The organism is Mycolicibacterium vaccae NBRC 14118 = CIP 105934 (assembly GCF_001552715.1).
Taxonomy (GTDB): domain Bacteria; phylum Actinomycetota; class Actinomycetes; order Mycobacteriales; family Mycobacteriaceae; genus Mycobacterium; species Mycobacterium vaccae.
In genome coordinates this window covers 19182-30014 of record NZ_BCRS01000069.1, presented here as the reverse complement: position 1 = coordinate 30014, position 10833 = coordinate 19182, and the positions used below count along the sequence as shown (strand labels likewise).

The following is a 10833-nucleotide window of genomic DNA, read 5'->3' as shown; positions in this document are numbered from 1 at the left end:
AAACCCCCGCCACACCCGAGGGTGTGGCGGGGTCGCCGCGGTCACATCAGCAAGCGCTCATCCCAACCTGTGGGTCTTCGCGCAAGCGCTCATCCCAGCACCAGCTTGTCGCCGTCCGGGCTCACGTTCACCGGCACCACGTCGCCGTCGTGCACGTCGCCGGCCAGCAGCAGCCTGGCCAGCTGGTCGCCGATCGCCTGCTGCACCAACCGGCGCAGCGGGCGGGCGCCGTAGAGCGGGTCGAAACCACGCTCGGCCAGCCACTTCTTCGCGGGCTGCGAGACCTCCAGGTGCAGCCTGCGCTGGGCCAGCCGCTTCTGCAGCTGCTGCAGCTGGATGTCGACGATCGAGACCAGTTCCTCGGGGTTGAGGCCGTCGAAGATGATCACGTCGTCGAGGCGGTTGATGAACTCCGGCTTGAACGCCGAGCGCACCGCCGCCATCACCTGCTCCTCGGAGCCGCCGGCGCCCAGGTTGGACGTCAGGATCAGGATGGTGTTGCGGAAGTCGACCGTGCGGCCCTGACCGTCGGTCAGCCGGCCCTCGTCGAGCACCTGCAGCAGCACGTCGAACACGTCCGGGTGGGCCTTCTCGATCTCGTCGAACAGGATCACCGTGTACGGACGCCGGCGCACCGCCTCGGTCAGCTGACCACCCTGGTCGTAGCCGATGTAGCCGGGAGGCGCACCGACCAGCCTGGCCACCGAGTGCTTCTCGCCGTACTCGCTCATGTCGATGCGGACCATCGCCCGTTCGTCGTCGAACAGGAACTCCGCCAGCGCCTTGGCCAGCTCGGTCTTACCGACACCGGTCGGGCCCAGGAACATGAACGAACCCGTCGGGCGGTTGGGGTCGGCGACACCGGCGCGCGCCCGGCGCACCGCATCGGAGACGGCCTGCACCGCTTTCCGCTGCCCGACGACGCGCTTGCCCAGCTCGTCCTCCATGCGCAGCAGCTTGGCGGTCTCGCCTTCGAGCATCCGGCCGGCCGGGATGCCGGTCCAGGCCGACACCACGTCGGCGATGTCGTCGGGTCCGACCTCCTCCTTGAGCATCACGTCTTCCTGCGCCTGCGCGGTCGGGATGGCCGCGTCGAGCTTCTTCTCGACCTCGGGGATCCGCCCGTAGCGCAGCTCGGCGGCCTTGGCCAGATCGCCGTCGCGTTCGGCCCGGTCGGCCGCCCCGCGCAGGTCCTCCAGCTGTCCCTTCAGCTCGCGGACGATGTCGATGGCGTTCTTCTCGTTCTGCCACCGGGTGGTCAGCTCGGAGAGCTTTTCCTTCTGGTCGGCCAGCTCGGAGCGCAGCTTCTCCAGCCGCTCCTTGGAGGCGGCGTCCTCTTCCTTCTCCAGCGCCATCTCCTCGATCTCGAGGCGACGGACCAACCGCTCGACCTCGTCGATCTCGACGGGCCGGGAGTCGATCTCCATGCGCAGCCGGGACGCGGCCTCGTCGACCAGGTCGATGGCCTTGTCCGGCAGGAAGCGCGCGGTGATGTAGCGGTCGCTCAGCGTGGCCGCCGAGACCAGCGCCGAGTCGGTGATGCGGACACCGTGGTGCACCTCGTAGCGCTCCTTGAGGCCACGCAGGATGCCGACGGTGTCCTCGACCGACGGTTCGCCGACCAGCACCTGCTGGAACCGGCGCTCCAGAGCGGCGTCCTTCTCGATGTACTTGCGGTACTCGTCGAGCGTGGTCGCGCCGACGAGGCGCAGCTCGCCGCGGGCCAGCATCGGCTTGATCATGTTGCCCGCGTCCATCGCCGATTCGCCGGTGGCACCGGCGCCGACGATGGTGTGCAGCTCGTCGATGAACGTGATGATCTGGCCGGCCGAGTTCTTGATGTCGTCGAGGACGGCCTTGAGCCGCTCCTCGAATTCACCGCGGTACTTGGCACCGGCCACCATCGAGCCGAGGTCCAGGGATACGACGGTCTTGTCGCGCAGGCTCTCGGGTACGTCGCCGGCGACGATGCGTTGGGCCAGGCCCTCCACGATCGCGGTCTTGCCGACGCCGGGCTCACCGATGAGCACCGGGTTGTTCTTGGTGCGGCGGCTCAGCACCTGCACCACGCGCCGGATCTCGGTGTCCCGCCCGATGACCGGGTCGAGCTTGCCTTCCCGGGCCCGGGCGGTCAGGTCGGTGGAGTACTTCTCCAGCGCCTGATAGGTGCCCTCGGGGTCGGGGCTGGTGACCCGCGCGCTGCCGCGGACCTTGACGAACGCCTCGCGCAGCGCCTGCGGGGAAGCACCGTGGCCGGTCAGCAGTTTCGCGGTGTCGGCGTCGCCGGTGGCCAGGCCCACGAGCAGATGCTCGGTGGAGACGTATTCGTCGGCCATCTCGGTGGCCAGGTGAGTGGCCGCGGTGATGGCCGCGATCGCCTGCGGGGCCAGCTGGGGCTGGGTGCTCGAACCGCTCACGGTCGGCAGCCGGTCGAGCAGCCGCTGGGTCTCGGTCCGTACGGTCCCGGGGTCGACGCCGACCGCCTCCAACAGCGGCCCGGCGATACCGTCGTTCTGCGTCAGCAACGCCATCAACAGGTGAGCCGGAGTGATCTGCGGGTTGCCAGCGGTGGTTGCCGCCTGCAGCGCCGAGGTCAAGGCCGCCTGGGTCTTGGTGGTCGGATTGAAGGAGTCCACGACGTCTCCCTTTCGATGTCCGAAGGGCCGCACAACCGGCCCTTGAATGCTTGTCCCCTAGAGCAACGCAGTCAAGGTTGAGTGTGTTCCGCTCAACTCTGACTATTTTGCCAGATCGGCACCGCGAGTCGTGGGCGGCCTACCCACCTCGTCGAGGCTGCCCGGGTTAGCCTCGCGCTATGGCCGAATCCGGCGACTTCGAGTTCGAACGGAAGTTCTTCGTCCGCCAGATGCCTGCCGTCGCTGCGTCCGACCCGACTCCGGCGCTGATCGCGCAGGCCTACCTGTTTGCCGCGGACGGCTATGCGGTGCGCGTGCGGATTCAGGGCGCCGCACCCGAGAATCTGGACGCCTCCCCGGCCGAGTTGGTGGCGGCGCTGGGCGACGACGCGATCGGCACCATGACCGCCAAGGGTCCTGCGGCCGGCGGCACCCGCTACGAGGCCGAGCGCGAGCTCGATCCGCTGGTGGCCGGCCAGATCGTCTCGCGGGCCGAGCACGTCGTCCTCAAGATCAGGTCCTCGGTGTGGCTGGGCGAGGACGGCTGGGTCATCGACCGGTTCCTGGGCGCCAACGCGCCGCTGATGCTTTCGGAGGTCGAACGCGGCAGTCCGGTGGTCGACCTGGTGATCCCGTCGTTCTGCACCACCGAGGTGTCCGAGGACGACCGGTTCCGCAACGAGTACCTGGCGCACCACCCGTTCGGCACCTGGGGTGCCGCCTACCTGGACGAGCTCGGCCTGCTGGGGCCGCGGTTCCTCGACGGCCTGGGACAGAACGAGTTCGAGGGCACCTGACGCCCACCGCTTGTCAACTCCAGCGCCTATTCCGCTCACGCTGAGTCCAATTATTTCCCTAAGCAAGCACTGCGACGAGGATTGCGCAGCCGCTCACCCACCCGACCGGGTGAGCTCATCTCGCCGAGGAGTGCTTCGTGTTCCAACCGTCCAACCTGTCGCCCAGCCTCGGGTTCGCCCTGATGCTGGGCCTGGGCGCCTTGATGTTCGTCATCGCCTTCACCGTCCGCTCGATGATCAAGAACACCCACGACTTCGTCATCGCCGACCGCCGGATCGGCTTCGGCTTCGGCGTCGGCTCGGTCATCGCGGTGTGGACGTGGTCGATGGCGGTGATGATGTCCTCGGCACAGTCGTTCACCTGGGGCACCTCGGGCCTGCTGTGGTTCGTCGTCCCCAACGGTCTGGCCGTCATGGCGATGGTGCCGTTCGCGCTGAAACTGCGCCGCCGGATGCCCGCCGGCTACACGATCGTCGAGTTCATCCGCGAGCGCTTCCAGAACAAGCCGGCGACCACGGTGATGCTGGTCGTGATGCTTCTCGGGCTGCTCGCCGAGATCTTCATCAACCTTTTCGGCGTGGTGCTGGTGATGGGCGTGGTCTTCGGGATCAACCCCACCGTCGTGCTGATCCTCACCCTGGCCACCGTCACCGTGTACTCCTACTTCGGCGGCTTGTGGACCTCGGCGATCACCGCCACGTTCAACACCCTGCTGATCACCGTCCCCGCCGCGATCGTGGTGCTCTACGTGCTGGCCAAGGTGGGCGGCCCGGACCTGGTGTTCCAGAAGGTCGGCGAGGCCGGCCCCAACACACTCAACGCATTCGACGGTGCCGCGGCGGCGGGCTTCGGAATCTCGCTGGCGCTCGGGCTGCTCGCATCGACGATGGCCGATCAGACGTTCTGGCAGAAAGCATGGGCGCTCAAGCCCGCGACCATGGGCCGCACCTTCGTCTGGGCGGGCCTGTGGTTCTACCCGATCCCGATCGCCATGGGCATCCTCGGCCTGGTGGCACTCGCCTTCGGGGTCAATGTCAGCGATCTCGGTGACGCCGGACCCGGCGGTGTCGGCCCGTACGTGGTGAGCCACCTCGGTCTGCCGATCGTCCTGGTGGCGCTCTACGTGCTGATCATCCTCAACGCGTGCTACTCGACGATCGACGGCGCATTCTCGGCGCTGTCCTCGGTCGTGGCGGTCGACATCCTCAAGCAGTCGAAGCCGGACATCGCGCCGAAGTCGTTGTTCCGCTACACGAAAGCGTCCATCATCGTCGCGGGCGTGATCGGCGGCATCGTCGTCAGCTCCGGCATCGACTACGTGGACCTGGTCAACACGGTCTACTTCCTCAAAGCCGCACTGATCATTCCGCTCGGCCTGGCGATCTTCTGGAAGCGCATGACGTCTACGGCGTTCGTCAGCAGCCTGGTGCTGGCCATCGCGATCGGCTACCCGGTGCGCGAATTCGTCGGCGAACTGCAAGGCATCATCACATTGGAGGCGATTTCACTCGTGGCTGCCGTCGGTATCAGCCTGTTGTCCAACAAGTCATTCGACTTCGACTCACTGCGGAAGCGCGGTGGAGCACTGTCTGACGACAAGCGGCGCGCCGCCGGCTACGAAGACGCCACCGCTCAGGCTGACGTCGTCGACCCGGATCCGGTCCGATGATCGCGTTCTGGATCGCCGTCGTCGTCGGCGTCGCGGTATCGGCGGTGTACATCACCCTGGCCGTCCAGTCGTTCCTGCGGGTGCGCAAGGAAGTTCTTGCTCTCGCCGCCTCCGGTGAGACCGCCGATTTGGAAGTCGATGTCCTCGACGAGAATGAGGCGAGCACGTTCACGTGGAAGGCGCTCGGTGCGGTCGTCATTTCGACCTCCGTTATCGTGTTGATGGGCGTCAGCCCCGTGTTCTGGTATCTGCCAGCGATTCTCGCGCTCGGCACTGCCGTCGCGGTCAGCGCCGCATTCGTCATCGACCGCAGGAGCAACACGTGAGCGTCAAGAAGAAGGCCCATCTACTCGGGTTCGTCCAGCACGGCGTGATGAATCACGCCTCGACGATGTGGGCGCACCCGCGCGACAAGGTCGGCTACCACTGGTCGCGTCCGGAGTACTGGCGCGATCTGGGACGCACGATGGAACGCGGCTTGTTCGACGCGATGTTCATCGCCGACGAGCTGGCGCCCTACACCACCTACAAGGGCAACTCCGATCCGGTGGTCAAGTTCGCAGGCCAGTGCCCGGTGCACGAACCGGCCAGCGTGGTGCCGATCGTCGGCGCGTTCACCAAGAACCTGGGCATCGGCATCACGTTGTCGACTTCCTTTGTGCCGCCGTACATGATGGCCCGCCAGCTCTCCACCCTGGACCACCTCACCGGCGGCCGCGTGGGCTGGAACATCGTCACCTCGTACTCCAAGAGCGAGTTCCAGGCGATGGGCAAGGAGAACCTCACCCCGCGCGACAAGCGCTACGAGGTGGTCGAGGAGTACATGCAGCTGCTGTACCAGCTGTGGGACTCCTGGGACGACGACGCGATCGTCTACGACCGCGAGAACGGGATCTTCGCCGACCCGTCCAAGGTCCGCGAGGTCGACTTCCAGGGCGAGTTCTTCCAGTCCAAGGGCCGCCACTTCGTCGCCCCGTCGCCGCAGAAGCGTCCGGTGCTGTGGCAGGCCGGATCCTCCGACCAGGGGAGGGAATTCGCGTCCAAGCACGCCGAGTCGGTGTTCGGCATCTTCCCGACGCCCAAGAGCATGCGGGCCTACGCCGATGACATCCGGACCCGCGCCGACAACCACGGCCGCGACCCGGAGTCGGTGAAACTGATCTACGGACTGCAGACCATCATCGACCGGGACAAGTCCCGCGCCAACGACCGCTACGCCGAGTTCGTCGAGAACGTCCAGATCGAGAGCGCACTCGGAATCCTGTCCGGCCACACCGGTTTCGACTTCTCCACCCTCGGCCTGGACGACAACGTCGTCGACGCCGACGTCCAGGGAATCCGCGGCCTGTTCGACGCGATCCTGGAAGCCAAGGACGGCGCGCCGGTCACCGTGCGCGAGGCCGCCCAGATCTACGGCGTGTCCATGGGCGCACCCGTGGCGGTCGGCACGCCCGCCGATGTGGCCGACCAGATGGAGCAGTACCTCGACGACGGCGGCTGCAACGGCTTCATGATGCTGGCCACCGACACCCCGGGCTGCTTCAACGACATGACCGAACTCCTGGTCCCGGAACTGCAGCGGCGCGGACGCTTCCGCACCCGCTACCCCGGAACCACACTGCGGGAAAGCCTCCAGGAGTACTGAGCTTTTGACACAAAAAACCCAGGCCCACTTTCTTGCTTTCATGCAGCACGGGGTGAGCAGTCACTCCGTGGGCATGTGGCGGCATCCGCTGGACAAGGTCGGCTGGGACTACGCGTCCCCGCCGTACTGGGAGCACCTGGCCCGCACGCTGGAACGCGGCCTGTTCGACGCGGTGTTCCTGGCCGACGAGCTGGCCCCGTACAACTCGTTCGAGAACAGCTCGGACGCCACCGTGCGGTACGCAGTACAGGCGCCGACGCATGAACCGGCCGCGTTGACGCCAATCATCACCGGCGCGACAACGCATCTCGGCGTCGGCATCACGCTGTCGACCGCGTTCGAGCACCCGTACTCGATGGCCCGCCGGCTGTCGACGTTCGACCACCTCTCCGGTGGGCGGATCGCGTGGAACATCGTCGGGTCGTACTCGCCGTCGGAGTTCGCCGCGTACGGGCAGGAGATGCCGGACCGGTCGGTCCGTTACGAGCGGATCGCCGAGTATGTGGACCTGTGCTGCCAGTTGTGGGACTCGTGGCAGCCCGACGCGGTGGTCGCCGACCGGGAGAGCGGCATCTATGCGCATCCGGAGAAGATCCGCGAGGTCGTCTTCGAGGGCAAGCATTTCCGTTGCCGGGCCAGGCATTTCGTAGCTCCCTCGCCGCAGGGCCGTCCGGTGCTGTGGCAGGCGGGCGCCAGCGAGCAGGGCCGGCGGTTCGCGGCCTCGACCGCGGAGGCGATCTTCGCGATCCAGCCCACGGTCGAGTCGATGCGCGCGTACTCCGACGACATCCGCGCACGCGTGGCCGACGCCGGACGGGACCCGGAGTCGGTGAAGCTCTACTACGGCGCTCAGGTGATCGTCGGCGCCTCCGAGAGCGAGGCCCGGGAGAAGGCCGAGTATCTGCGGTCACTGCTGCGGCCGGAAGCGTCGCTGGCGATGCTGTCGGGCCAGCTCGGCGTCGACTTCTCCGAGTTCGACCCCGAGGCCCCGCTCGATGACATCCCGGTTCCCGGAATCCAGGGAGTCAAGGATGCACTGGTCGCCACCGGCGCGGGCGAGAAGGTCACGGTCGCCGAGGCCGCCGACATCTACGCGTTCCGGTTCTCCATGCCGCAGGTGATCGGCACGCCGGAGTCGGTGGCCGACCAGCTCGAGGTCTTCATGGACGACGGCGGGGCGGACGGCTTCATGTTGCTGGCGACCTACACCCCAGGGTGTTTCGAGGAATTCGTCGATCTCGTCATTCCCGAACTGCAGCGCCGCGGACGGTACCGCACCGGCTACCCGGGCCGGACGCTGCGGGAGAACATCCTCGGCGACTAGGTTTTCAGCGCGGGTCGTGCCATGTCCCACCCCGGCCGAATCGGTCGACGGACGACAGCGGACCCCCGACGGTGAGTCTGTCGTACAAGTAGTGGCTGAAGGCAGTGGCGAGCAAGAGTTCGGGCAGCGGATGCGTGACCGGCTGATGACAGGTCAGCCGGTATGTGAAGAAGTCGCTGATCGTGTCAACGTAATGCCAGGCGCGTTGCACAGTCGCGATCTCGCCGCCTGCCGAGTCGAGGATGGGGGAACTGACTTCGCCGAACCGCCCCCGCTCCGGGTCGATGCACACGTCGGTGGTCGCCATCCGCTGTCCGCGAAATTCGAGGGCCATGGCGAGTCTGGGCGTGCGGAACTGCCGCCAGAAAGAGCTGATCTGCACAAGCCGACCCACTTCGGCACCGGCAGGATCCCGTACGACGACACAGTGATTCTTGACGATGCCCCCGATCCTCGTGATCAGGATGTGTTGAGCGCCAGTCCTTGTCGTCACAGCGAAATCCAGGTTCTCCGCCTGGCGACCCAGTGCTGACGCCTGTCTCCCCCGCGGGGTGATCGTTGCGATCTGGGCTCCACGCGAGTCCTCCACAGTGCACGCGACGCCGATATCTCCGGGCTGCGGTAGCGGGCGAAGCTGCACGACGGGCTCCCCCAGCGGGACGCCGACCGCCGTCGGCACCACGTACTGGGTCCACTCGCGACCGTCGAAGTAACGCAACTGGGCTCCGTGGCCGGGATCAGGGAACCATCCAGCAGTCACTGCGCTGCTGTCGCCGTCGGGCTCATCCCCACATTGTGCACAGATGCCGGCATGAGGGAACGCACCAAAATCGTGCACACCCCTACCCCGAGCGTCGATTACCGTGGGACGAAGTGAGGGGAGGTGGGTCTTCCGCATGGGCTTGTTCGACGCATACAGCGACCTGATGCAGACGGTCGGCGATTCGCTGCAGAAGATCGATCCGTTCGGGCCGATCGGTGAAGCTGGGGAGATCGTCTCCGGGTTGTTCGACTCGGCGGAGATGCTCGGCGAGAACGGACCCGACGCGTTGTGGAACCTCGCCGGCAACACCGCGGAGGTCGCCAGTGTCGCTCTGGTAGTTCTGCCGTCGGCGCGTCAAACCGAGATCATCTCCGCCGGCCTCAAGGCCATTCTCGGAATGCAGACCGTCTGCGGATGGACCGCTGAACCGAGCGAGGGAGACGACTACGGCACCAGTGCTATTCGCTTCAACGAGATTTCAGAGTGCCTCGACGGGGCGACGCCGGACACGCGCTGGGTCGGTGAGGCCTCCGACGCCTACCGCGACGCCAACACGCTCCAGATGCAGCGGGCCAAACGCTTGGTCGACGCCGACCTCGTTGTGCGCATGGCATTGTCGGCAGAAGCCGGTGAGGTCAGCACCACGCGACGAATTCTGAACAACGCCGCGACCCTGATGGGTAACGCGATCGTTCCGGCCCTGGCCGCCAGGGCGATACCAAGGGTCGGTGATGCCATCTCGAAGGAGATCGAACTGGCCGTCGTGGGCGTGGCTCTACCGACGTGCATCTGGCACATGGAGAGACTTGCATCGCATTCGGCGGTCGCGGCACAGAGCATCGCGGCCGCCACACGCATCTATGAGGAAGTCGCGGCGGCTGGGTATGCGACGCGGATGTAAAGGGCCGAGCCAGTGACCTCGCCGAGAGACAACCTTTGGGTCGACCCCGAGCACCTGCGCGAGTTGGCCGACAGACAGAGCAGGGTGTCCGAAGACATCGCCTCTGCCGCGGGACTGTGCGCCGGGGAGGCCGCGGCCGTCACACGGACCCACGGTGTCATCTGCGCATCGACCTCGACCGCGGCAGCGGCCGCGCAAGCAGCCCGTGCCAACGCCTGTGCGGCTGTGCAGACGATGTCCGAGTCCTTCGCGGTCAACCTCGAGACTGCGGCCACGAAGTACACGCGGACCGACCAGGATGCGGGCGGCAGAATCGACGGCACGATGGATCCGGGCCACCGGTGACAGAACCGTGGGTAGACCCCGTCGACAACGTCGCGGCTCTCGACCCTTCAGGTGCCGGAGAAGACCGCCGTAGTCCCGAGCCGGTGTTCTCCGCGAGCAACGCGAGCCTGACCGTCACGGCTACCGCCTATCTGAACGGTCAGATTCAGCGGATCGACCTGTCTCCGAGCGTCGTACAGCTGACCGAGGCGGAACTCGGAGCCGAGATCGCCACCGTCGCTGCCCGCGCGTCGGAGCATGCCCGCGCAGCGCAGTACGAGCTTCTGTCCGCGCTGTTCCGCATGCAGGGCCAGGACAGCGGAACGATCCGCGAGGTCCTCGAGTTACGGCTGCAACTCCCGGTTCCCGGCTGACCGGGGCTCAGTGCCTCAGTACTCGATACGGAACCCGCCGATGAGTCCGACGATGTTGCCATCGGGATCGGGGAACCGGGACAGCCGCACCCCCTTGCTCGCGTCGATGATGTCGCCGGGATCCAGGCCGCGTGCGCGCAGCTCGGCGATGTGGCTCTCCAGATCGTCCACGGCGAAGTTGATTTCGTCGGTCCCGGCGCGCTCCGGGTCGTGAAACACCTGCACCCACGCGCCCGGTAAGACCTGCCACTCGGTCAGGGTCGGCATCGGATTGTTGTCCGCGGCGCGCCCGAACAGCGACGTGTACCACTGACCGGCGGTACCGATGTCACGGACGTGCACGACCGCGAGTACGTGACCGATCGACATGCGGCCCCCTTTCCCTCTGAGGTACCGACT

The 10833-nt window shown here is 66.6% G+C and carries 11 protein-coding genes; 8 read left to right on the top strand and 3 right to left on the bottom strand.

Annotated elements, in window-relative coordinates; translation table 11 throughout:
• Positions 1 to 89: 89 nt before the first annotated feature.
• Positions 90 to 2636, bottom strand: a complete 2547-nt coding sequence (gene clpB, locus MVA01S_RS14930; RefSeq protein WP_003932922.1) for an ATP-dependent chaperone ClpB — start codon at positions 2634 to 2636, stop codon at positions 90 to 92.
• 179 nt (positions 2637 to 2815) lie between these two features.
• Here clpB and MVA01S_RS14925 point away from each other — a divergent pair, with 179 nt between their 5' ends.
• The 5 genes from MVA01S_RS14925 (at position 2816) to MVA01S_RS14905 (ending at position 8072) form a co-directional block, all read left to right on the top strand.
• Positions 2816 to 3433, top strand: coding sequence for a CYTH domain-containing protein (locus MVA01S_RS14925; RefSeq protein WP_003932923.1), 618 nt, complete (start codon positions 2816 to 2818; stop codon positions 3431 to 3433).
• A gap of 137 nt (positions 3434 to 3570) precedes the next feature.
• Positions 3571 to 5103 carry a sodium:solute symporter family transporter gene (locus MVA01S_RS14920; protein ID WP_003932924.1) on the top strand — a complete coding sequence of 511 codons (1533 nt, stop codon included), beginning with the start codon at positions 3571 to 3573 and terminating at the stop codon, positions 5101 to 5103.
• The gene (locus tag MVA01S_RS14915) at positions 5100 to 5429 is read left to right on the top strand and encodes a hypothetical protein (protein WP_003932925.1); all 330 of its coding nucleotides are present in this window, start codon (positions 5100 to 5102) and stop codon (positions 5427 to 5429) included. Before MVA01S_RS14920 ends, MVA01S_RS14915 begins: the two co-directional genes overlap by 4 nt.
• Positions 5426 to 6748, top strand: coding sequence for an LLM class flavin-dependent oxidoreductase (locus MVA01S_RS14910; RefSeq protein WP_003932926.1), 1323 nt, complete (start codon positions 5426 to 5428; stop codon positions 6746 to 6748). The genes MVA01S_RS14915 and MVA01S_RS14910 overlap by 4 nt, the downstream gene beginning before the upstream one ends.
• 40 nt (positions 6749 to 6788) lie before the next feature.
• Positions 6789 to 8072: an LLM class flavin-dependent oxidoreductase gene (locus MVA01S_RS14905; protein WP_051015363.1), complete on the top strand. Its 1284-nt coding sequence runs from the start codon at positions 6789 to 6791 to the stop codon at positions 8070 to 8072.
• 4 nt (positions 8073 to 8076) lie between these two features.
• Here MVA01S_RS14905 and MVA01S_RS14900 read toward each other — a convergent pair whose 3' ends face one another.
• Positions 8077 to 8832 carry a DUF2510 domain-containing protein gene (locus MVA01S_RS14900; protein ID WP_003932928.1) on the bottom strand — a complete coding sequence of 252 codons (756 nt, stop codon included), beginning with the start codon at positions 8830 to 8832 and terminating at the stop codon, positions 8077 to 8079.
• 136 nt (positions 8833 to 8968) lie between these two features.
• On the opposite strand from MVA01S_RS14900, the gene MVA01S_RS14895 reads away from it, so the two are divergent.
• The 3 genes from MVA01S_RS14895 to MVA01S_RS14885 are packed head-to-tail and all read left to right on the top strand — an operon-like array spanning position 8969 to position 10434.
• Complete coding sequence (locus MVA01S_RS14895; protein WP_003932929.1) at positions 8969 to 9736, top strand: EspA/EspE family type VII secretion system effector; 768 nt, start codon at positions 8969 to 8971, stop codon at positions 9734 to 9736.
• A 12-nt stretch (positions 9737 to 9748) separates the two neighbouring features.
• Positions 9749 to 10081, top strand: coding sequence for an ESX-1 secretion-associated protein (locus tag MVA01S_RS14890; protein WP_003932930.1), 333 nt, complete (start codon positions 9749 to 9751; stop codon positions 10079 to 10081).
• A complete protein-coding gene (locus MVA01S_RS14885) occupies positions 10078 to 10434 on the top strand; it encodes a hypothetical protein (protein WP_051015364.1) in 357 nt (118 codons plus the stop codon). Before MVA01S_RS14890 ends, MVA01S_RS14885 begins: the two co-directional genes overlap by 4 nt.
• A gap of 15 nt (positions 10435 to 10449) precedes the next feature.
• On the opposite strand, the gene MVA01S_RS14880 is transcribed toward MVA01S_RS14885, so the two are convergent.
• Entirely contained in the window at positions 10450 to 10803 is a 354-nt protein-coding gene (locus MVA01S_RS14880; protein WP_003932932.1) for a VOC family protein, read from the bottom strand.
• Positions 10804 to 10833: the final 30 nt, after the last annotated feature.